20 protein-coding genes and 1 tRNA gene are annotated in these 22107 nt (G+C 60.6%); 15 read left to right on the plus strand and 6 right to left on the minus strand.

The window, feature by feature from the left end; all coding sequences use genetic code 11:
- The first annotated feature begins 13 nt into the window (after positions 1 to 13).
- Positions 14 to 2584 carry an erythromycin esterase family protein gene (locus F0P96_RS19755; RefSeq protein ID WP_151080722.1) on the plus strand — a complete coding sequence of 857 codons (2571 nt, stop codon included), beginning with the start codon at positions 14 to 16 and terminating at the stop codon, positions 2582 to 2584.
- Here the strand turns inward: F0P96_RS19755 and F0P96_RS19760 are convergent.
- Both F0P96_RS19760 and F0P96_RS19765 read right to left on the minus strand, forming a co-directional pair.
- Positions 2571 to 3644 (minus strand): lysylphosphatidylglycerol synthase transmembrane domain-containing protein, encoded by a 1074-nt coding sequence (locus tag F0P96_RS19760; RefSeq protein WP_151080723.1) that lies wholly within the window; start codon positions 3642 to 3644, stop codon positions 2571 to 2573. The genes F0P96_RS19755 and F0P96_RS19760 overlap by 14 nt on opposite strands.
- A gap of 220 nt (positions 3645 to 3864) precedes the next feature.
- Positions 3865 to 4923: a UDP-glucose--hexose-1-phosphate uridylyltransferase gene (locus F0P96_RS19765; protein WP_151080724.1), complete on the minus strand. Its 1059-nt coding sequence runs from the start codon at positions 4921 to 4923 to the stop codon at positions 3865 to 3867.
- A 433-nt stretch (positions 4924 to 5356) separates the two neighbouring features.
- Between F0P96_RS19765 and dxs the strand changes: the two genes are divergently transcribed.
- Positions 5357 to 7303: a 1-deoxy-D-xylulose-5-phosphate synthase gene (dxs, locus tag F0P96_RS19770; RefSeq protein ID WP_151080725.1), complete on the plus strand. Its 1947-nt coding sequence runs from the start codon at positions 5357 to 5359 to the stop codon at positions 7301 to 7303.
- A 114-nt stretch (positions 7304 to 7417) separates the two neighbouring features.
- Here dxs and F0P96_RS19775 read toward each other — a convergent pair whose 3' ends face one another.
- The gene (locus tag F0P96_RS19775; RefSeq protein ID WP_201743839.1) at positions 7418 to 8422 is read right to left on the minus strand and encodes an SRPBCC family protein; all 1005 of its coding nucleotides are present in this window, start codon (positions 8420 to 8422) and stop codon (positions 7418 to 7420) included.
- A 290-nt stretch (positions 8423 to 8712) separates the two neighbouring features.
- On the opposite strand from F0P96_RS19775, the gene F0P96_RS19780 reads away from it, so the two are divergent.
- The 4 genes from F0P96_RS19780 (at position 8713) to F0P96_RS19795 (ending at position 11584) form a co-directional block, all read left to right on the plus strand.
- Positions 8713 to 9261, plus strand: coding sequence for a YceI family protein (locus F0P96_RS19780; RefSeq protein WP_151080726.1), 549 nt, complete (start codon positions 8713 to 8715; stop codon positions 9259 to 9261).
- A gap of 91 nt (positions 9262 to 9352) precedes the next feature.
- Positions 9353 to 10300, plus strand: coding sequence for a GNAT family N-acetyltransferase (locus tag F0P96_RS19785; protein WP_151080727.1), 948 nt, complete (start codon positions 9353 to 9355; stop codon positions 10298 to 10300).
- A complete protein-coding gene (upp, locus tag F0P96_RS19790; RefSeq protein ID WP_151080728.1) occupies positions 10276 to 10953 on the plus strand; it encodes a uracil phosphoribosyltransferase in 678 nt (225 codons plus the stop codon). Before F0P96_RS19785 ends, upp begins: the two co-directional genes overlap by 25 nt.
- A 181-nt stretch (positions 10954 to 11134) precedes the next feature.
- Positions 11135 to 11584 carry a hypothetical protein gene (locus F0P96_RS19795; RefSeq protein WP_151080729.1) on the plus strand — a complete coding sequence of 150 codons (450 nt, stop codon included), beginning with the start codon at positions 11135 to 11137 and terminating at the stop codon, positions 11582 to 11584.
- 89 nt (positions 11585 to 11673) lie between these two features.
- Here F0P96_RS19795 and F0P96_RS19800 read toward each other — a convergent pair whose 3' ends face one another.
- The gene (locus F0P96_RS19800; protein ID WP_151080730.1) at positions 11674 to 13095 is read right to left on the minus strand and encodes a DEAD/DEAH box helicase; all 1422 of its coding nucleotides are present in this window, start codon (positions 13093 to 13095) and stop codon (positions 11674 to 11676) included.
- Positions 13096 to 13370: 275 nt separating this feature from the next.
- On the opposite strand from F0P96_RS19800, the gene F0P96_RS19805 reads away from it, so the two are divergent.
- The 4 genes from F0P96_RS19805 to F0P96_RS19820 all read left to right on the plus strand — a co-directional run bounded on the left by F0P96_RS19805 (position 13371) and on the right by F0P96_RS19820 (position 16040).
- Entirely contained in the window at positions 13371 to 14501 is a 1131-nt protein-coding gene (locus F0P96_RS19805) for a hypothetical protein (RefSeq protein WP_151080731.1), read from the plus strand.
- Between the two features lie 84 nt (positions 14502 to 14585).
- Positions 14586 to 14659: transfer RNA gene (locus F0P96_RS19810), tRNA-His, on the plus strand.
- A 100-nt stretch (positions 14660 to 14759) separates the two neighbouring features.
- Complete coding sequence (locus F0P96_RS19815; protein ID WP_160620157.1) at positions 14760 to 15686, plus strand: PfkB family carbohydrate kinase; 927 nt, start codon at positions 14760 to 14762, stop codon at positions 15684 to 15686.
- Positions 15687 to 15749: 63 nt separating this feature from the next.
- Positions 15750 to 16040, plus strand: a complete 291-nt coding sequence (locus F0P96_RS19820; protein WP_151080733.1) for a hypothetical protein — start codon at positions 15750 to 15752, stop codon at positions 16038 to 16040.
- Positions 16041 to 16107: 67 nt separating this feature from the next.
- Here F0P96_RS19820 and F0P96_RS19825 read toward each other — a convergent pair whose 3' ends face one another.
- The gene (locus tag F0P96_RS19825; RefSeq protein ID WP_151080734.1) at positions 16108 to 16755 is read right to left on the minus strand and encodes a hypothetical protein; all 648 of its coding nucleotides are present in this window, start codon (positions 16753 to 16755) and stop codon (positions 16108 to 16110) included.
- Between the two features lie 217 nt (positions 16756 to 16972).
- A complete protein-coding gene (locus F0P96_RS19830) occupies positions 16973 to 18703 on the minus strand; it encodes a M61 family metallopeptidase (protein ID WP_151080735.1) in 1731 nt (576 codons plus the stop codon).
- A gap of 165 nt (positions 18704 to 18868) precedes the next feature.
- On the opposite strand from F0P96_RS19830, the gene rpmH reads away from it, so the two are divergent.
- The 5 genes from rpmH to F0P96_RS19855 all read left to right on the plus strand — a co-directional run bounded on the left by rpmH (position 18869) and on the right by F0P96_RS19855 (position 22067).
- Positions 18869 to 19027, plus strand: a complete 159-nt coding sequence (rpmH, locus tag F0P96_RS19835) for a 50S ribosomal protein L34 (protein ID WP_151080736.1) — start codon at positions 18869 to 18871, stop codon at positions 19025 to 19027.
- Between the two features lie 40 nt (positions 19028 to 19067).
- On the plus strand, positions 19068 to 19499 hold the full coding sequence (locus tag F0P96_RS19840; protein WP_151080737.1) for a ribonuclease P protein component: 432 nt from the start codon (positions 19068 to 19070) through the stop codon (positions 19497 to 19499).
- A 29-nt stretch (positions 19500 to 19528) separates the two neighbouring features.
- Entirely contained in the window at positions 19529 to 21235 is a 1707-nt protein-coding gene (locus F0P96_RS19845) for a S41 family peptidase (protein ID WP_151080738.1), read from the plus strand.
- 142 nt (positions 21236 to 21377) lie between these two features.
- Complete coding sequence (locus F0P96_RS19850) at positions 21378 to 21836, plus strand: hypothetical protein (RefSeq protein WP_151080739.1); 459 nt, start codon at positions 21378 to 21380, stop codon at positions 21834 to 21836.
- Positions 21837 to 21896: 60 nt separating this feature from the next.
- Positions 21897 to 22067 (plus strand): DUF433 domain-containing protein, encoded by a 171-nt coding sequence (locus F0P96_RS19855; protein WP_151080740.1) that lies wholly within the window; start codon positions 21897 to 21899, stop codon positions 22065 to 22067.
- Positions 22068 to 22107: the final 40 nt, after the last annotated feature.

A 22107-nucleotide genomic window follows, 5' to 3' on the forward strand; every position in this document is an offset into this window, starting at 1 on the left:
TCGCCGTGACAGTATGCGTTGTTTCGTAGGCGTTGCCTGCTTCCTAGGTCTGTTTTGGAGTACCGTCGTCGCCAGCCGTGCGCAACCAGCACCCTTGGCCTCGGCACAGCTGCCCGTGCACGCGGTGCGGTCCATCAGCCCCGCCGATGATGATTTCACCGACCTGGCGTTTCTGACGCAGGAAATAGGCGATGCGCGGGTGGTAATGCTGGGTGAACCGACCCACGGGGAAGGCAACGTTTTCGAGGCCAAGGCGCGCCTGCTCCGGTTTTTGCACTCCCGCCTGGGCTTTAATACCGTGGGGTTCGAAAGCGGCTTCTACGAACTCGACAAAGCCCAGCGGGAGCTGCACGCCGGTGTGCCAGCTGCTGAAGCCATAAGCCGTAGCGTGTTCGGCATTTGGACCGGTACGCGGGAATTTCAAGCGGTGCTGCCGTTGCTGGGCCCTGGCCGGCTGGGCGTCATGGGCTTCGATCCGCAACTCAGCGGCGACTACCAGGAAAGCTTGCTGGAGGAACTGGAAGAGTTTCTGAAACCCGAAAAAGGCGCCGACGCGGTAGCGTATGACTACCTCGACGCGTGCCTGGCCACGATGGGTGAGCATTTTATTTTTCCGCCTACCCACAACCTTGCCTTGTTTGAGCTGCAACTCGGCAAAGCCCGCAAACTGCTCGACCGAGTGGCGACTGGACCTAGCGCCCCGCGCCGGGTGCGGGCGGTGTTCTGGCTGCAGAACCTGCGCAGTCTGCAGGCTTTGGCCCGCGACTACGCTCACAACGACCCAAGCGCCAAGAGCGGTGCCGAGTTTACGGCCACCGATAGCAACCCGCGCGATGCCCAAATGGCCGACAACCTGCTGTGGTACCTGCGCCAGCACCCGCAGGCCAAAGTGGTGTGCTGGGGCGCGCTGCCGCATCTGGCCAACAAGTTCGAGGGTTTTGCCGATGCCGAGCTACGCAGCTACCGCCCCATGGGCCAAGCGGTGAAGGCTGCCCTCGGCCCCGATGCCGTGTACGTGCTGGGTACGCTGGCCGGCAGTGGCAGCTACCAGAACTTTGGCGAGCAGCAAGTGCCCACACCGGCTGCCGGCAGCCTCGAAGCCGACCTGTTGGCCCAAGGCCACAACTATGCTTTTGTGAGTCTGAAGCACGATTTGCCCGGCCGGCAACTCACCACCTACGCCTTCGAGTACAAACCCGTAACCGGCCCGTGGAGCGAAACCGTTGATGGGTTCTTGTTTCTGAAAACGGTGAACCCACCCCACCCCGCTGGGGGCGAGACGCCGAGTACGCCGCCTGCGGCCGAGGCAGCACCGGCGCGGCTACCCGGCCGGCTCACCCCGGCCACCCGTCCGATGGCAACTGCTGATGGGGCGACGCGGCTCGTGAGTGGCACTGTGCTTGACCGCACAACCGGCCAGCCCGTGCCCTTTGCTACCGTGGCCGTGCCGGTCCGCAGCACCGGCACCGTAGCCGATGCCAGCGGCCGTTTCCGGCTCGAAACCCAGGCTGGCGAAAACGTGCAAATCAGCAGCATTGGCTACGAACCGGTAACGATCGCCGCGGCGGGTACTTCCGGCCTCGTGGTGCGCCTTGTGCCGGCCGCTTTTGCCCTGGCCGCCGTGCACGTAAGCGCGCAGTCGCAAGACCCGCGCCGCATCATGAAGAAGGTCATAAGGGCGGGTGAAACCAACTACGGGTGGCAGGACGAGGTATGCCAAGTGTATACGCACCGCCGGTTTATCGACTTCGATACCCTGCGCCACGACATTGAGTACGTGAGCCAGGTATTTAACCCGGCTGGCTGGCGCGAATGGGGCGGCGGGTTTTTATTGCTGGGCCCCAAACAGGTGCACAAAGTGCTGGAGAAGCACGTGGTATCGGGAAGTGCGGCGGGACTCAACGAATACGGCGAGGGTGGGCACGGTTTCCTATCGGCCGGTGCCGACCCGGTGCGTATTTCGCCGCTTTTCAAGCTCGGTAAGCTGGGCAAATACGCCCTGCAACTCGACACCATTGAGCAGCGCCACGGCGAGGGATACTACGTTGTGCGTTTTGCGGTCAAGCGCGCCAACCACCGCAGCACCGGCATGTACCACGCGGCGGGCTACAGCGGCAAAGTGTACATCCGGCAGCGCGACTACGCGGTGGTGCGCTACGAGGCGCTCTGGCAAAACGATACGGTGCTGTGGAACGCCACGGCCCGCAAGTGCCACGGCCGCAGCGGCTTGGTGGCCAAGCTGTATCCCCAGGTATATTCCGACCACCGCAAAGCCCACGTGGTTACTTACGAGCAGGGCGCCAACGGCCGCTACCACATAGCGAGTAGTGTGGCCCAAGCCCTGAACGCGGGGCACGTGCTGGGAGGCAAAGCCTTCTATACCCAGAAATCCTGCGAAGCGTATTTCGAGCCCTTGCCAGCGGAGGCTCTGGCTACGCGCCCCGATGCAGAGAAAGAGCCGGCCTTACGCGGCGGTGAAATATGGCAGCTGACGAAGACGGAGTACCGGCCCGCGTTTTGGGCCACGTTTCGGCGTCCAGTGCCCGCCGAAGCGGCCCCGGCCCTCGATGCTAAGAAGCCATAACCTCCTTGGCTTCTTTCCGGCCAAACACCCGGACTATCCAGCGGGGTAGGAAAATAGTGCCCAGCACCAAGTAGAGGTAATAGGTAACGATGCGGTAGAGCAGCAGGATGAAGTTCGTCATGGTATCGGAGCCGGCGAACTTGCGGAAGAACGTGGGGAAGGCGCCTTCGGCAAAACCCGCGCCGCCCGGCGTAATGGCCACCAGCAACACCACTTTGTAGATGAGGTTGCGGGCGAAGATGATACCAAACATAGCGGCCGACATGGGCACAAACGCCGCAATGAGGCAGCCGATGACGAGGTAGCGCGCCGTCCACACAAACGCCGTGCTGACGGCCGCCTGCAGCCAGTAGCCCACGCCGTTGCCACGCAGCTGGGCCGACGCGTGCACCATTTCCTGCCCGTGCAAGTAAGCCTTGCGGCGCCAGCGGTGCAGGCCTTTCAGCGAAAACAGCCGCACCAGAAACCGCTTCACCGAGTGCGGATTCACGAACAGCGCGTACACCATCAGGGCCGAGTAGGCCAGGGTGAAGAGGTAACTCAGTCCGAAAAAGATCTTCAGCGTCAGAATAAAACCGCCCTGAATGGCCTCATGGGGGTAAATATGGTCGCCGGCCAAGAGAATGACCAGCGGCACGGCCACCACAAAGTAGAGGTTGTCGAGCATGGCCGTGACCATCACGTAGGCCAGCGACTTGCCCAGCGGAATGCCTTCTTTGTTGAGCAGAAACGACGCAATGGCCGTGCCGCCCACTGCCGAGGGCAGCACGCAGGAAGCAAACTCCCAAATCATAATCACGTCGAGGCTTTGCTTCCACGACAGCGTTTCTTCGGAAATGTGCTTGATGCGGTAGACGTAGCCCAGGTCGCGGGCCAGTAGCACCAATACCGTCACCAGCAGCCACCACGGCCGGGCATCGGCCAGCGGGGCCAAGTCGCCGGGCTTGTAGCTGCGCCAGAACATAAACCCCACCACGCCCAGCCCAATAACCACCGGCAGCAGCATGCGCGAAGGCGACAGTTTGTCGAGCAGCTGACGGTCTTGCTGGGGGTTGCTCATGTGGAGAAAGGCGGGTGAACGTCAAAAGTACGCATTAGCGGTGCGCACGGTAACGAAAAATGCCCCCGGCCGCATCGCGGAAGTTTTACCGCCGCCTGAACAGGCCCAGCACCACTAGATGTACCAACGCCATTACCAGCGGGCCGTGTACACGACACGAGCCCAACGGTAAAGTCGGGCTCGTGTCGTGAAATAAAGCGTTTGATTGCCGTAGAAGTGCCTACTCGGCGGCCAGGTTTTGCTTGTAGTGCACGGTGGGCAGGCCGCGCAGACGCTCGGCGGCGGCTTCGGGCGTGATGTCGCGCTGGGGGTCGGCCAGTAGCTCGTAGCCCACCATAAACTTGCGTACCGTGGCCGAGCGCAACAGCGGCGGATAAAAGTGCAGGTGCAAGTGCCAGGATGGGTGCTCCTGGCCGTTGGTGGGACGCTGGTGCAGGCCGGCCGAGTAAGGGAACGAGGTCTGGAAGAGGTTGTCGTAGCGAATGGTGAGCTGCCGCACGGCGTCGGCCAAACCGTCTTTCGCAGCATCGGTGAGCTGCGCCACGTCCTGCACGTGGCGGCGCGGCAACAGCAGGGTTTCAAACGGCCACACCGCCCAATACGGCACCAGCACCACCCAATGCTCGTTTTCCAGCACCACCCGCGTGCCTTGTTCCAGTTCCAGCGCGAGGTAATCGGCCAGCAGGCTGCGGCCGTGCTCCTGAAAGTAGGCGAGTTGCTGCACCGTTTCGGCCGCTGGTTCGCCGGGCACGGTACGCTGGGCCCAAATCTGCCCGTGCGGGTGCGGATTCGAGCAGCCCATTACCTGCCCTTTGTTCTCAAAAATCTGCACGTAGTTGATGTCGGGCCGGGCCCCCAGCTCCAGATACTGCTCTACCCACACGTCTACCACGCCGCGCACGGCCGCCTGGTCCATTTCGGGCAGCGTCAGGTCGTGGCGCGGCGAGAAGCAGATAACCCGGCCGATGCCCGACTCTGCTTCGGCCCGCAGCAAGCCGCCCGTGTTGCGGCTGCCGGCGGGCGCATCGGCCTGCAAGGCGGCAAAGTCGTTGTCGAATACGAAAGTGCTGGTGTAGGGCGGGTTCACGGCGCCGTTGGCGCGCACGTTGCCGGGGCAGAGGTAGCAGCCGGGGTCGTAGGCTGGGCGCTGCTCCCGGTCGGGCTGCTCTTGCTGGCCCTGCCAGGGGCGCTTGGAACGGTGCGGCGACACCAGCACCCACTCGCCGGTCAGGGCATTGTAGCGCCGGTGCGCGTGCTCATTCGGATCAAATTCGCTCACGGAAGAAGAGAATAATGGGTGAAATGCAGAAGGCCCGCGGGCTGAAGCGGCGCATCGGGTTACTCCCAACGGTTCTACTTAATCGAGCGGCGGCAGGTTGATGCCGCCCCTGAATCTGCTTTGCTGGACAAGCCCAATAGAACGCACATCTTTTGCGCCAGCCGGCAGTTAAAACCGGCAAAATCAGCTCGAATAAACGATTTCCTTCGGCAACAGAAATGACCTGCCGCCCGAGCCGGCTTTCGATGTACAGCCAGAAGATAACACTGCGGGTACGGCATCGACATATTGGCTCGGCTCGGGGCCGAACCGCTGCTTTAGATTTGTCGTACCTTTGCCTGCTGGCATTGGCTCTACTTTAGCGCTACTGCAACATTCTGGCCTTGCGCCGGTTGAGCCCCTACCAACATCCTCTCTGTCTGCCCATTCCCCAATGATTGTCGAACCCGGACCCTTGCTGGCGGCCATTAATTCGCCTGCCGATCTGAAAGAGCTGCGCGAGGACCAACTGGTCCAGTTGAGCCAGGAGTTGCGGCAATTCATTGTCGATTCGGTGTCGATTTACGGCGGGCACTTCGGGGCCTCGCTCGGCGTGGTGGAGTTGACGGTGGCCCTGCACTACGTCTTCAATACGCCCTACGACCAGCTGGTGTGGGACGTGGGGCACCAGGCCTACGGCCACAAAATCCTGACCGGGCGCCGCAACCAGTTCCCTACCAACCGCAAGTACGGCGGCATGTCGGGCTTCCCGAAGCGCAAGGAAAGCGAGTACGATGCCTTCGGGGTGGGCCACAGCAGCACCAGCATCGGCGCCGCGCTGGGCATGGCCGTGGCCTCCGACTACAAAAAGGAGTTCCACCGGCAGCACATTGCCGTGATTGGCGACGGAGCCATGACGGCCGGCATGGCTTTCGAGGCGCTCAACCACGCCGGCGTGGCCAACACCAACCTGCTGGTTATCCTCAACGACAACTGCATGAGCATCGACCCCAACGTGGGCGCGCTCAAAGAATACCTCACCGACATTACCACCTCGCGCACCTACAACCGCGTGCGCGACGAGCTGTGGAACGTGCTCGGCAAGCTCTCCAAGTTCGGCCCCAATCCGCAGGCCATTGCCAGCAAAGTCGAGTCGGCCATGAAGGCCACGCTGATGAAGCAGAGCAACCTGTTTGAGGCGCTCAAGTTCCGCTACTTCGGCCCCGTCGACGGGCACGATGTGCAGCACTTGGTGAGCATCATGAACGACCTGAAGTCGATTCCCGGTCCCAAACTGTTGCACTGCGTGACGGTGAAGGGCAAGGGCTACGCGCTGGCCGAGAAAGATCAGACGCTGTGGCACGCGCCGGGTTTGTTCGACAAAATCACAGGCGAGATTTACAAGAAAGTGCCCGCCACGCCGCAGCCGCCCAAGTACCAGGACGTGTTCGGCCACACGATGGTGGAGCTGGCCGAGCAGAACCCCAAAATCATGGGCGTGACGCCGGCCATGCCCTCGGGCTGCTCGCTCAACATCATGATGGCTGCCATGCCCGACCGCGCCTTCGACGTGGGCATTGCCGAGCAGCACGCCGTTACGTTCTCGGCCGGCTTAGCCACGCAGGGGCTGATTCCGTTTTGCAACATCTACTCGTCGTTTATGCAGCGCGCCTACGACCAGGTGGTGCACGACGTGGCCCTGCAGAACCTGCACGTGGTGTTTTGCCTCGACCGCGCCGGTTTTGCCGGCGCCGACGGCCCCACCCACCACGGCGCCTACGACCTGGCCTACATGCGCAGCATTCCCAACATGGTCGTTTCGGCGCCCATGAACGAGGAGGAGCTGCGCAACCTGATGTACACCGCCACGTTGCCCGAAAACGCCGGCCCGTTCAGCATTCGGTACCCGCGCGGCGAAGGCGTGATGCCCGAGTGGCGCAAGCCGCTCCAGCGCATTGCTGTGGGTACCGGCCGCACCATCCGCGAGGGCGCCGGCGACGTGGCCATCCTGAGCATCGGCCACATCGGCAACTACGCCGTGAAGGCCACCCAGCTGCTCGAAGCCGAAGGCCTCGACACTGGCCACTACGACCTGCGCTTCTGCAAACCCCTCGACGAGGAACTGCTGCACCAAGTCCTCAGCCGCTACAAGGCCCTGGTGACGGTGGAAGACGGCTGCCTGCAAGGTGGCTGCGGTGCCGCCGTGCTGGAGTTCATGGCCGACCACGGCTACAGCCTGCCCGTGAAGCGCCTCGGCATTCCCGACCGCGTGGTGGAGCACGGCTCCCAGGACGAGCTCTACAAAGAATGCGGTTTCGATGCCGCTGGCATTGCCCAAGCCGTGCGCGAGCAAGCCGCCAAAGTAGCCACCGCCAAAACCCCGAAACTGACGCTGCGCTAGAAGAGGCCGTTATTCAGAAAAGCAAGAAAGCCCCGCTGGAGTTGTCCGGTGGGGCTTTTTTATGAAACAGAAGAAATATCGCAACTGCTTTTGTCGGGAAAAGCCCATAGGACTCTATTGTTGGACTACTGCCTGAACCTCGCAACGTCGCTTCACCACCTGCAGAATGCGCCGCTGAATCTCACTCATCACGTAATCGGTCCAGAGCCCAGCGTAAGGGTTGAGGTTGGTGCTCAGGCGCTGCTCGCTGTATAGTACCAGACGGGTACGGCCGCCGGGTAGAGGGCGCAACTCGTAGGTGCCGCGCAACACGTCGAAAAAACGGCCGCCCACCGTCACGTGTTCGTCGAAGGTGGTAGGCGGAATGGTGGCGGTATTGGGCGTAATGCGAAACGAGAGCTTGCGGCGCGGCTTCCATACGTCCACGGTTTCAATAAATTCCACTCCCCGCTCGAATGTGGCGTGGCGCACGCCGCCCACACCCTCATGGCTGAGAGTAGCTTCCACGGGGCGCGGGAATCCGATGTCGTCAACTAAGCTCGGGCCCAGGTCGGCGGCCTCAATGGGCGGTACCCGAATGATGTGCTGCCATACCACGTCGGGCGTTGCGGCCACATCCACCGTGTTTTCGACGCGCCGCAGGCTGGTGGGCATGACAAAGCGGCTTTCAATGGGCACCACTAGCAGCGGCAGCACACCCAGTGCCGCCACCACGGCCGCGTTGCGCGGCGGTTTTTCCTTCGATTCGCCGAGCGTGTAGATCCAGGCCCCAAGATTAGCTAACCCCAGAAACAGCGGGAAGATGATGAGCAGGCAAATGGCCCCTTCAAAACCAAGAATGGCTGCTGTCACTAAAAATATACCTACGGTCGTCCATGGTAGCACCCAGATGCACTGGGCTTTGCCGGCTTCCCGAGGCGTGAGTAAAGCCGTAAGGGCGCCCAACCCAATTGGTACTACAACCAGAAACGCCAGTAACAGCACCCCACCCGCCTGATTCAGCCATTTGCTACCAAAAATGATGCGGTACAACAGGCCGTACATCACGCCCGCGGCAATGGCAGCAGGGTAGGCACCGTAGCCGGTTAGCAGCCGGTGAAAAAAAGGGTGAATCGGCATAGCTCAAAGGTATAGCGGCGCATCAAATACAATCAAAACAGACTTGTAAGCAGGCGGTGGCGATTTTCCGTATTGCGGCTAGTTGCAAACCCAGACTACTTGGGTGGGAAAGCAACCTCGAAAATATTTTGGTAGAACTCTGATAAAATAAAATATGTAGGTACAATAGATGTAGGTACATAGATTTCGTACCTTTGTCCCACTCCCGGCGCTGGTGCCTGCCAGTTCAGCCGAACGCCGGGGCATTTTTGCAGTAGACTTTCTCCGTTCACCTTTTTCTTCCTCCTACCATGGCCACTACCAAATGGGTTATCGACCCGATGCACACCGAGGTTCAGTTTAAAGTAAAGCACTTGGTGATTTCCACCGTCACGGGCTCCTTCAAGAAGTTCGACGGCACGGTGGAAACCGAGGGCGACAACTTCGAAACCGCCAAGGCCCGCTTCACGGCCGACATAAGCAGCATCGATACTAATCAGGAGCAGCGTGACACCCACCTGAAGTCTGCCGATTTCTTCGACGCCGACAACCACCCCCAACTGGTGTTCGAGTCGACCTCGCTGCGCAAAGTGGGCGACGACCAGTACAAGCTGCTGGGCAACCTCACCCTGCGCGAAACCACCAAGCCCGTGGAACTGGACGTGGAATTTGGCGGCACGGCCACCGATTTCTACGGCAACGAGAAGGTGGGCTTTGAGGTAACCGGCAAGATTTCCCGCAAGGAGTTCGGCCTCACCTGGAACGGCATCACCGAAGCCGGCGCCATTGTGGTGAGCGACGACGTGAAGCTCTACGCCAACGTGCAGTTCAACAAAGTGAAAGAAGAAGTAGCCGCCTAACTCCGGCTATTTCCAGGAAACGACGCACTGCCACGGCTCGAAGCCGTGGCAGTGCTGTTTTTAGGGCAAGGTGCACGCTACCTTTGCCGCTGTGCCGCTCCGCTACCTCCGCCACGCCCAACTCAACCTCGCCGCCTACGCCGCCTGCGTGGCCGCCGCCGAGCAGGTGGTGCCCTACGCGCAGGGCGTGTGGTTGCAAGCCGTAAATGGCCCTTGGGATGCCGTAGTGGAGCCCGACGAAGCCACCGGTGGCTACCGCAGCGTGCTGCCGGTGCCGGTGCAGCGCCGCCTCTGGGGCCGCGAAGCCCTGCAGCCACCTTTCACCCAGCAACTCGGCCTGCTGACCACTGCCGCCAGCCAGCACCGCGACGCGGGAGAGTACCTGGCAATGCTGTCGGGGCAGTTTGCGCGCCTGCACGTGCAGCTAAACACCGATAACCATGCCCCCGCCGTGCCTGCCGGTTTCCGCCTGGCCGAGCGCGTAACCTATCATTTGCCGCTATCGGCCGACCATACCGCGCTGCATGCCGGCTACTGCGCCGACTACCGCCGCCGCCTGCGCCTGAACGCCCAGGCGGCCGCGCCGTTGCGCGTAACCGAAGAAACCGACGCCGCCGAGCTGATTCAGCTGTTTCAGACCCAGAAGGGTGATGAAGTGGGCGGCATGAAGCCGGCATACTACCGCCGCCTGCAGCAGCTCTACCACGCACTGCGGGCCGACCACCAAACCGTGCTGCTGACCGTCCGCGCCGCCACGGACCACGAATTGCTGGCCGGCGCGCTGTTTATCCGCTACCGCAGCCGCTTGGTGTACCTCTTTGCCGCAGCCACGCCCGCGGGCAAAAAGGCCGCCGCCCCGCTGCTGCTGCTCGACGAAGCCATCCGCCGCTACGCCGCCACGCCCGGCCTCGTGCTCGACTTCGAAGGCGGCACGATACCCGGCATTGCGCGGTTTTTTGCCAACTTCGGGGCGCGGCCCGTGCCGTATTATACCCTCACCCAAACCGCCCGCCCGTGGTACCTGAACTGGAAGCGCTGACTGAATCCGACCGCGTGCACATCGTGTGCGCCGAGCCCAGCATTGCCAACCACTTCCTCGCCGAGCTGCGCGACGTGAACGTGCAGCGCGACTCGCTGCGCTTCCGCCGCAACCTGCAGCGCCTGGGCGAAATCATGGCCTACCGCATCAGCTCGCAGTTGGAGTACACCGAGAAAACCGTGCAGACGCCCTTGGCCGAATCGACGGGCCAGCTACTAGGCGACTTCCCGGTGCTAGCTACCGTGCTGCGCGCCGGCCTGCCCTTTCACCAAGGTTTCCTCAACTACTTCGACCAGTCGCCCTCGGCGTTTGTAGCAGCCTACCGCATCGAAGCCACCTCGCGGGTAGAAGTGCAGGTCGATTACCTCTCGGCCCCAAACCTAAACGGCCGCGTGCTCATCCTGGCCGACCCCATGCTGGCCACTGGCAAGTCGCTGGCCCTCACCTACCGCGCCATGCTGCGCTTCGGCCAGCCCCGGCAGGTACACATTGCCGCCGTCATTGCCTCGCCCGAGGGCGTGCGCCACGTAATGCAGGAGGTGCCCGAGGCCCAGCTCTGGCTGGCCGCTCTCGACGACCACCTCAACGAGCACGCCTACATCGTACCCGGCCTCGGCGACGCCGGCGACTTGTCGTATGGCAGCAAGCTGTAGCTGGGTAATGCAGCGCCAGTACATGATTTGGTGATGTTGCCGCCAGCAGGTGGCGGTTATCTTTGCGGGGGCGTATAGCCAGGGGCAGGAGCGAGGCCGGCGGAACGAAGCAAGCCCTGCTGCTGTACTGGTTGTCGCCGCTGCTGATACCGTAATCAGCTACTCCACCTACCCAGCCGTGTTGCCCTACGCCCTTAAATACGCCACTGTTTTTCTGCTGAGCATGGTGAAGTTCATCGGCGGACCCGTAACGGGGGCCGCCGCCGGACTTTCGTTTGCCCAGACGCTGGCCCTTACCGTGGCCGGCATGATGACGAGCGTAGCCGTGGTATCGGGGGTCGGGCGTTCGTGGGCGGCACACATGCAGCGGCGGCGCCGGTTGCGGCACAAGCCGGTGTTTTCGCGCCGCTCGCGCACCATTGTGCGCATCTTCAGCCGCTTCGGCATCAGCGGTATTGCGTTTCTCACGCCCATTTTGTTCACGCCCATCGGTGGCACCGTCATTGCCACCATGCTGGGCGTGCGGCGGCAGCAAATTCTGCTGCACATGTTCTGGAGCGCCCTGCTCTGGGGCGCCGCCTTCACGTTTCTGACGCTAAAATTCAGCCATCTAGGCATTTTCAAGCACTAGCCAAGTGCCGAATACCACGCGCAACGCCGCCGTAGTGGAGCTACGGCGGCGTTGCGCGTGGTATTGAACAAATAAGCAAGGACAAACGCCTACTTGCGGCGGCTGTTCTTGGCTCGCGCGGCTTTGGCGGCTTTCACCGAGGGCTTAGACGACGTGCGTTTGGAAGGATTGGCCTTGCCGCCTTTTGAGCTTTTCTGCGGGCCCTGGTAGGTTTTGCCGGTGCGCTTGTCGATGGTTTCGCCCGCCTTCAGCCACTCCTGCTTGTCGTGGAAAGCGCCCTTGAAATCGGGGTCGAGGCGGCGGCGCTGATCGTCCAGCTCCTTGGCAATGGCCTGTTGCTCGTCGAACATCGTCTCGGCAATCTTCACGTCGGGCGGAATGGGCAGCTCGGGAATCTCCTGCTTGATCAGCTCCTCGATGCGCTTGACGTGGTGCACTTCGGCCTCGTTGACGAACGTAATGGCGGCACCCGTGTGCTGGGCCCGGCCCGTGCGCCCAATGCGGTGCACGTAGTCGTCGTACACCAGCGGCACGTCGAAGTTGATGACGTGGCTGACCTGCGGCACGTCGATGCCGCGGGCCGCTACGTCGGTAGCCACCAGAAAGCGCAGCTCACCGGCCTTGAAGGCGTCCATGCTGTTGATGCGCACGTTCTGGCCCTTGTTGCCGTGAATGGCCCGTACCTCGCCGGTCACCTTGCGGCCGAGAAAGTGCGCTACGTTCTCGGCGTTGGCCTTGGTGCGGCAGAAAATCATGACGCGATGAAACGTCTCTTGGTCGCGGAAGAGGTAGCCGAGCAGGTTAATTTTTGTGACGAGGTTGGGCACGCGGTACATCACCTGCGTCACCGTTTGGGCCGGCTGGGCGGGCGGCGTCACTTCCACGCGCACCGGAAATTCCAGGAATTCCTCGCTCAGGCGCGTCACCTTGTCGGGCATGGTGGCCGAGAAGAGCACGTTCTGCCGCTTGCGCGGAATGACTTCGAGCACGCGCCGGATCTGGGGCATGAAGCCCATGTCCATCATCTTGTCGGCCTCGTCGAGCACCAGCGTCTTCAGTTCCTTCAGCACCAAGTCGCCTTTCAGGTACAGTTCCAGCAGGCGGCCCGGCGTGGCAATCAGAATATCGACGCCCTGGGCAATGCGCTCAATCTGTGACTTTGGACCCAGACCACCATAGATGGCAAAAATGCGCAGGTCGGTGTGCACAGCCAGCTTCTGCAGGTGGCTTTCGAGTTGCATGGCCAACTCCCGCGTGGGAGCCATGATGAGGGCCCGCGGGTGCTTGCCCTGGGCAAATTTCACCTTCATGAGCAGCGGCAGGCCGAAAGCGGCGGTTTTGCCGGTGCCGGTTTGGGCAATGCCCAGCACGTCGTGGCCCGCGAGGAGCAGCGGAATGGTTTGCTGCTGCACCGGCGTGGGCGTGGTAAAGCCAGCATCGGCCACGGCCGTCAGGAGCTGCTTGTTCAGCTTGAAATCGTCGAAAGACGCAGCAGCGGTGGATTCGTTCATGGCGCAAAGGTACCGCTTCGGGGCGCTTGTGGTTTGACACAGACCTGAATGGCAAATACCGTCAACTTTCGATTTGGAAGATGTAATGATAATTGGTCAAATATTTATGATATTAATACAAAAAATCAGTGGCCTCCGTTATGCGTCTCCTTTTCTACTCCGTCCTAACGTCGGCGGCCTACTTGGTCGGCTGCGAAAGTCCCAAAACCGCTGCCGAGTCGACGGAAAACGGGGAAGGCAAAACAGTAAACTTGTCCCAAGCGGCCCATCAAGCCATGACTACACCCAAGGAACAGGCTGCCTACAACCCACGCACCCCGGCAGCGCAGACCAGCCCCAAACAGGAGCAACCTTACCGCCTACTGGGCGTCATCGACCCCGACATGAACAACACGGTGGCTTTTGCGCTGAAGGTGCCGCGCGATTGGGAAGTCAAGCAGTCCTTCAAGCGCAAATGGAACGGCGCCATTCCGAGTCCGCAGATCTATCTATCGTTTCGTTCGCCCGACGGCACCCAGCAGATAGAGTACCTGCCAGCTAACGAATACACGTACAGCGAGGGGCCGATGGCCGATAACATGCGGGCCCAGATGCAAAGCATGGGCATCCCCAACACCAACCCCGGCGAACTGCAGCCCCGGTCTGCGCTGGCCTACATCAAGCAAGTGCTGCTGCCTGAACTGGCCCAACGAGGAATGCGCCTGCGTGACGTGGGCAACGAAACCGAGCTACCCGACCAGCCGGCCGCCAACCAAGTCGTCAAGTCCAGCGCCTACGTGGATGGAGTGCTGGCGAACGGGCGCAAAGCCCGCGTGGAATGCCGCATGCAGCTGCAAACCGTGCGCAGCAACGGCGAAACCTATTACGCGTGGCAAGTGGTGCCCTCCATCACCCAAACCAGCGGCGAGCTGGCGGCCAGCTACGCCCACACCAAAGCCGCGCAGGAGTCCATTACGATGAATCCCACGTGGCAGCAGCTGAACAACGACGTGGTGCAGCGCGGTATGAAGGCCAACAGCGACGCCAACGACCAAAACCTGGCCGACCAGCGCCGCTGGGCCGAGATTCAGCAGCGCGGGCACGACCAGCGCATGGCCGATATCCAGCGAAGTGGGGCCGCCAACACCGCCGCCTTCAACGACCGCATGAACCAGATGGACCAGCAACACAACGCCTACATGGACCGCTCGCGCAGCCAGGATCGGCAGCATGAATACGCGGTGGATGCCATTCGGGAAAAAGAAAAATACGCCGACCCTACCACCGGCGAGCGGGTGAAAGTAGACGCCGGCTACAACCACGTATACACTGACCGTCAGGGTAATTACTACGGTAGCAACACCCCCGTGAAAGCCACCGACGTGAACTGGCAGGAGCTGCAGCGCGTGGCCCTGAAAGACTATTGAGAGCGGCTTAACAGAGAGCCACGCGCAGATTTTTTTTGGAAGAACCCGCCGGCATCCTATCTTTGCGCCACTAAGCCCAACACGGTAGGTATAGCTCAGCTGGTTAGAGCGTCGGATTGTGATTCCGAAGGTCGTGGGTTCGAGCCCCATTACTTACCCTTTCGAAAGTCCCCGCAGCCCAGCTTCGGGGATTTTTTTATGTTGGGCCGGGTTTACCCATCACACTTTACCTTTTCACCGACTTCTTTTCCCGCGTCTATGAGCTTGCTCGTCATTGGTTCCGTGGCCTTCGATGCCATCGAAACGCCGTTCGGCAAAACCGATAAAATCATCGGCGGTGCCGCCACCTTCGTTTCCCTGGCCGCGTCCTACTCCACCAAGCAGGTGAAGCTGGTAGCCGTAGTGGGCGACGATTTTCCGCAGAGCGACATCCTCACCCTGCAGGAGCATGGCATCGACACCGAAGGCCTGCAGATCAAGCAGGGCGAGAAGTCGTTTTTCTGGTCGGGCAAGTACAACACCGACCTGAACTCGCGCGAAACCTTGGTGACGGAGCTGAACGTGCTGGCCGATTTCGACCCCATCATCCCCGATGCCTACCAGGACTGCAAATACCTGATGCTGGGCAACCTCACCCCCCAGATTCAGCGCCTCGTCATTCAGCGCCTCGTCAACCGTCCCAAGCTCATCGTGATGGATACGATGAACTTCTGGATGGACATTGCCCTCGACGAGCTGCTGCAAACCATTCAGATGGTGGACGTGCTGAGCATCAACGACGAGGAAGCCCGCCAGCTCAGCGGTGAATACTCGCTCGTGAAGGCCGCCCGCAAGATTCTGGCCCTCGGGCCGAAGTTCCTCATCATCAAGAAAGGGGAGCACGGCGCCCTGCTGTTCCACAAGAAGCAGATTTTCTTCTGCCCGGCCCTGCCGCTGGAAGACGTGTTCGACCCCACCGGCGCCGGCGACACCTTCGCGGGCGGTTTCATCGGCCACATTGCCGCCACCGACGACATCAGCTTCGAGAACCTGAAGCGCGCCGTCATTCACGGTTCGGCCATGGCTTCGTTCTGCGTGGAGAAATTCGGCACCGAGCGGTTGCTGAACTTGACCCAAGAGGAAATACAGGAGCGCGAGAAGCAGTTCGGCGACTTGGTGCGCGTGGAAGAAGTATTGGCTCAATAAGGCAACCTCGCGGCCGGGCTTGGGGTAAAAGAGGTATTCGTTTTCCCTAAAACGCCCCAAGCCATGTCACAGAGCCAAAGCAAGCATAATCATAACAAGAACGAAGAGCTGATTCCGGGTTCTAATCTGGAAAACAGCCAAGTTCCTTCCTCGAATAGCGGTGGCACCAAGGTGCAAAACGTAAGCCGCAACCACATTTCGGAAGAAGGCAACGAAACCCGCAACAACGCCGCCGGCGGCAACCAGAGCGAAATCCGCTCGAATGCCTCCAACAAGCCGCGCAGCAACCCGCAAGGCAACCGCCCGATGTCGGTAGACGGCAGCCAGAAAGGCCCCGGCCGCAAAGCCGACTAGTCGCTTCAACCAATAGAAAAAGCCCCGCCAGATTCGTCTAGCGGGGCTTTTTTTATTGCATATAAGCCTAATCGGGCAATACCAAGCGCATGACGCGGGTATCCACGTCGCCGTTGTGGAAAAAGTCTTGCTCGAAGAGAATGGTGTGGTTGTTTAGCCAGCGCGGCTGGCTGACGCCCCACTCGGCTTGCCGCTCCCAAATAAGGTGGGGCCGGCCAGCATCTACGCGCCACACTTGCAGGCCGCTGGGCTCGAAGTGCGACAACACATCGGACGAGCCGCACACAAAGTAGCGACCGTTGGGCGCCACCGAGGGCGGGCTCCAGATAACCGTTTGGCGGCCGCTGGCCTGGTCGACGAGCAGGTAGTAGCCACCTTCGTAGAGATGCACCGCCACGAGCCAGCTTTTGATGCCGGGCAATGTGGCTACGTATTCGTAAAAAATGTTCTCCTCGCTTTCCTCGGGGTTGTTGACGAGGCGCACCGTTTTGCCGTTGGTGCAGCGCAGGTGCAGCGCCAGCCCGTTGCGCTTCACCTGCTGGCCCGCGGCCCGCAGGTGGCGGCGTTCTTCGGCTTCGGGGTCGAGTTCGTCGCCTTCGTCGGCGGCTTCGTTCAGCAGCCAGGGCTGGAGTGGCAGCCGCTCGTACAGCTCACGACTAGCCGGGTACAGCTTCAGCACCTGCTCGCCCACAACGAGAGTATCGAAACGGGACAAGCGGTAAATAGGCGGCGGAACCGGGCGTTTGGGGCCGCCAGCCGTGCCGGGGCGCGGTGGGGCCGTGCGGGGTACGCTACCGGGCCGGGCACGTTCTCCCGGCTGCATTCGCAGTGAGCAGGCAGTCAGCAAGCACAAGCCCAACAGAGCCGGCAGCGGACGAAGCGGGAACATAGCGTGGCGGAAAAGGGCAGGGAAGAAGAGGCGGGGCGGCGGGTTAGAACGACTGGTTTAGCCACTGGCGGAAGCTGGCCTGCTGAGCCAAGGTGGCCTCGGGTAGCTTGTCGACGGTGATTTTGCTCCAGAAGCGGCTGGTGCTTTCGGCGTGCAGCGTCACGGTCGTCAGGCGGTCTTGCCGAAACACGGTCAGTTCGTAGCTCGGCTGGCGGGTGCCCAGCAGCACTTGCAGGTTCATGTCCACGCGGCGGCCGTTCACGGCCACTACTTGGTCATCAACAGTCAGAGCACGGGCGGCGGGCGAGTCGGGGTAGATATCGGTGACTTCGGTCCGTTCGTTCTTGACGACGGTGCGGAACCCAAACAAACCTTCCGAGGCCGACTGGTTTTCCTGCACCATGAGCGCGCAGCCCACAAAGTTCAGGGCCTCATCGAGCGGCGTTTCCAGCTCGGCCGTGCCGTAGATGTGCTGCTCGAAGTACCAACTCATATCCTGGCCAGCCACCTCGGTCACGATGCGGCGGTAGTCGTCTTCGGTGTAGCCGATGCCGGGCTGGCCGAACTCGGTCCAGAGGCGGCGCATCACGTCATCGAGGCTGCGTTGGTGGCTATGCACGCGGCGGATATGCAAATCGAGCAGCAACGCGGCCAAGGCGCCTTTGTGGTACACGGACACCTTGCGGTCGGGCACGCCGGGCTTGTAGCCGTCGAGCCAGAGGTCCATCGACGCATCGGCAACCGAGAGATTGTAGCGGCCGTGGTCGTCGTAGTGCTTGCGCAGCACCGTGTTGAGTTCGTCGAAATACTGCTCGGCGGTGCGCACATTGGCGCGGGCCAGCAGGTATTCGCCGTAGTAGGTGGTAATGCCCTCGGCTACGAAACACGTGCGGAAATAATTCTCGCGGGTGTAGTCGTAGGGCATCATTTCGGCGGGCCGAATGGTCTTGATGTTCCAGCAATGAAACAGCTCGTGGCAGCTCACGCCCAAAAATTCCTTGTATAGCCCCTCCGTCATCAGCAGTGCCGCGGGCCCGAGCACAATTACCGTGGAAGTGAGGTGCTCCACGCCGTGGTAGTGCTTATAGGGCAGCATCTGGTTCAGGAAGTGGAATTCCCGCGCCGGAAACGCGCCGAACAACCGCAACTGCTCTTCGGTAAAGTCTTTGAAGTCGCGCAGAATCACGTCCCATTTGGGCTGAAGCTCGCCCTGCATCCACACGTGGAAGGGCAGGCCGCCGGCCTCGTACTGCGCGTGGTGCAGCGTGGGCGAAGCAATCAGTGGCGAATCCACCAGTTCATCGAACGAAGCGGCCTGGAGTACATTGGGCGCCGACTGCTGCATGCCGCAGGCCACTTGCCAGCCATCGGGCAGGGCCAGCGTGAGCGAGCAGGGCTCGGTACGGCGGCCTTCGGCGTACATCAAGCACTGAATGCCGTTCAGATACAGCTGGGTTTCGTCGAGCCACGAGCCGCCGGCGTCCATCTGGTGGGCGTAGAAATTGTACTGCACCCGCACCGTACGGCCCACCGACTCCAACACCTGCCACCGGTCTTTGGTCAGCTTCTGCAGGCGCAAGGGCTGCTCGGTGGTAGCGTCAAACGCCTCTACGCGCTGAATTTTCTGCCCGAAGTTCTGCAACTCGTAGCGGCCGGGGCGCCAAGCGGGCAGCTGCAATTCGAGCGGTGCGGCCTCGGCAGGCACATCCAGCTGCATTTGCACTTGCAGGTAGAACGTGAGCGGATTTTGGAAGGAAACGTAGTAGTGAATCATGGGCAGCACCGGGCTCGAAACGCCCTACAAAGCTACGGCGAAACGGGCCCTCTCGGGTGTCCGGCGACTGGCATTTAGCAACTTTCTTAGGCCCTGACTTTTCGGGGCTTGCCTTTGCCAGCATAAGTCCTTACCTTTGCCGGCCTTACCTAACCGTGTCTCGTCATGAAAAGAACGTTTCAGCCTTCGCAACGCAAGCGCCGCAACAAGCACGGCTTCCGTCTGCGCATGGAAACCGCCAACGGCCGCCGCACCCTGGCTGCCCGTCGTAAGAAAGGCCGCAAGCGCCTGACCGTATCCGACGAAGGTCGTCACAAGCGCTAAGCCGCTGACGGCCGTTGCCGCTTCGCCCCAGCTGAACGAGATGACGCCGGGCGCGCGCTCCTACGCATTTCCGAAAGAAGAACACTTGTGCCGCAAGAAGCTCATCGACGAGCTGTTCGGCCAGGGTTCTTCTTTTGGTTTATACCCCTTGCGCCTTGTATGGCGCCCAGCCCCGGCACCCACCACCGCGCCGCCGCAGGTGCTGGTGAGCGTGTCGAAGCGCAACTTCAAGCGCGCCGTCGACCGCAACTACCTCAAGCGCCTCCTGCGCGAAGCGTATCGATTGAATAAATACCGGCTTCTGGAGGTGGCTGGTGGGCACAGGGTGGGGCAGTTGGCCATTATCTACACCGGCAAGGAAAAAAAGCCTTTCGCCGTCGTTGAGAATAAATTAATTTCAGGGCTGGAGCGTTTGTTACGCGCCACCGAGCCAGGAGCTGCGTCGCCTAGCGCAACTTCCCCAACGGCTTAAGCGTCTGTCTTTATACAGCTGCCTGCCCTATGAACGTTCGCAAATCTACCCTCGGCCTTGCCGCCGGAGCTGCCCTGCTGTTTTCCTTCAAAACGGTTTCGACCGACAGCGAGCGGTACTTCGAAATTGCCAAGAACCTCGACATCTTCGCCACACTCTTTAAGGAAGTCAACACGTATTACGTGGACGACGTGACGCCTTCGAAGATGGTGAAAACGGGCATCGACGCGATGCTCAAGTCCTTGGACCCCTACACCAACTACATTCCGGAGGACGACATCGAGGACTTCCGCACCATGACGACCGGGCAATACGGCGGCATTGGCGCGGTGGTAGTGAAGCGTAGTGGCAAAACGGTGGTGCAAACCGCCTACGAAGGTTATCCGGCCCAGAAAGCCGGCTTGCTGCCCGGCGACGAAATTCTCTCCATCAACGGCGTGAGCCTGGAGAAGAAGAACAACTCCGATATCAGCAAGCTGCTGAAGGGCCAGGCCAACTCCACCGTGAAGCTCATGGTGACGCGCTACGGCCAGGACGCGCCGGTGGAAATCGACATCCTGCGCGACAAGATTCAGGTAGACAACGTGCCCTATTACGGCATGCTCACCTCGGATATCGGTTACTTCCAGCTGTCGGGCTTCACCGTGGACGCTTCGCGCGAGGTACGCAACGCCGTGACCAAGCTCAAGGAACAGGGCGCCAAGAAAATCGTGTTCGACTTGCGCGACAACCCCGGTGGTTTGCTCAACGAATCGGTGAACATCTCGAACCTGTTTGTCGACAAGGGCCTCGACATTGTGAGTACCAAGGGCAAGGTGACGGAGTGGAACAAGACCTACAAAGCCTTGGACGCTCCGCTCGATACCCAGATTCCCTTGGTCATCATTACCAGCAACCGTTCGGCTTCGGCTTCTGAAATTGTGACGGGCGTGCTGCAGGACTACGACCGCGCCGTGGTGGTGGGCGAGCGGACCTTCGGCAAGGGCTTGGTGCAGGCCACGCGCCCGCTCAGCTACAACTCGCAGCTGAAGGTGACTACCGCCAAGTACTACATTCCGAGCGGCCGCTGCATTCAGGAAATCGACTACGCCCACCGTGCCGACGACGGTACGCTGGGCAAAGTGCCCGACTCGCTGCGCACGGCATTCAAAACCCAAGCCGGTCGCACCGTGTACGACGGTGGCGGCGTGGCACCCGACGTGGAGGTGCAGGACAAGGAAATTGCCGACATCACCCGGATTCTGCTCCAAAAGAACTACATCTTCGACTACGCCACCCGTTTCCGGGCGGAACACCCCACCATTGCTTCGGCCCGCGATTTTCAGCTCGCCGACGCCGACTACCAGAAGTTTGTGCAATACCTGCAAGGTAAGGACATCAACTACTCCACGCCCGCCGAAAAGGCCTTGGCTAGCCTCACCACCCAAACCAAGGACGAGAAGCACTACGACGACGTGAAGGCCGAGCTGGAAAGCATCCGCCGGAAAGTGACGACTAACAAAAGCAACGACCTGACCCGCTTCAAACCCGAAATCAAGGAGTTGCTGGAGCAGGAAATCGTGTCGCGCTACTACTTTCAGAAGGGCAGCATCGAAGCCTCCTTCGACGACGACCCCAACATCCTGGCATCCATCCAGGTGCTCAACGACCAGCCCCGCTACGCCTCACTGCTGAAGCCCGGCGGCAAATCGGCCAGTGCCATGAAAGGTGCCGGCACGGCCAGCAACAAGCAGTAAGGCCTCCTCTATCTTTGCTTACAGAAAGCAGACTCAAATTTGGGTCTGCTTTTTTGTTAACCAACGTCTACTATTACTCTATGTATACGCTCAAAGCCCTAAGCTGGCTGGTTTTGTCTACGCTATTCTAAGCGGGTTGCTCATGAACACGAACGTCAGCGGCAACCCAATGCTGACAGCAGCACTGTATTCGATTGGAATAATTCTGTACTTGGGCTGGTTCGTCGTATTAGGGCAAACATTGGCCAAGTTTCTCCCGCGGCAGGCCAACTACAGCCTCAATTGGTTTTTGATAGATGTGTTTATCGTGTTGGCTGCATTCTGTGCTGTCGCTATTCTGACGGATAATCATTCTTATCAAGCAGAAGGACTAGCCGCCATACCAGTATTCTATCTGTTCTTTGCAGTCGGGCACGTATTCTGGTTTCCGGCCGTGACACTGGTAGCCATCGAAAAGCAGCGTAAACCTGAGTTTGGGTTTTACTTCGGTACCCTGCTTCTTATGCTGTTCTGGCCGATTGGCGTCTGGTTCATCCAGCCGCGCCTCAACCGCATCTACGCCGCCATTCAAGCCGACACCTTCGATTACCCTCGCCCTTGAATCGCTTTTGTCCGTTTGCTCGATAACCCAAGGAGCTACGGGCTTGTTTCAAAAGTCTGCATGGAAAACCTTCGCCACCGCATTATCACCAACCCGCGCCAGTGCGGCAGGCGCCCGTGCATCCGCGGCAAGCGCATCCGGGTGGTCGATGTACTAAACCTCCTAGCCGCTGGCCTCAGCCCGGAGCAGGTGTTGGCGGAAATGCCCGACTTGGAGCCGTTGGATATTTAGGCCGCATTGCAATACGCCGTTTAATATCTCTGCAGATGGG

The sequence above is a fragment of the Hymenobacter busanensis genome (genome assembly GCF_008727865.1).
GTDB classification, from domain to species: Bacteria; Bacteroidota; Bacteroidia; order Cytophagales; family Hymenobacteraceae; genus Solirubrum; species Solirubrum busanense.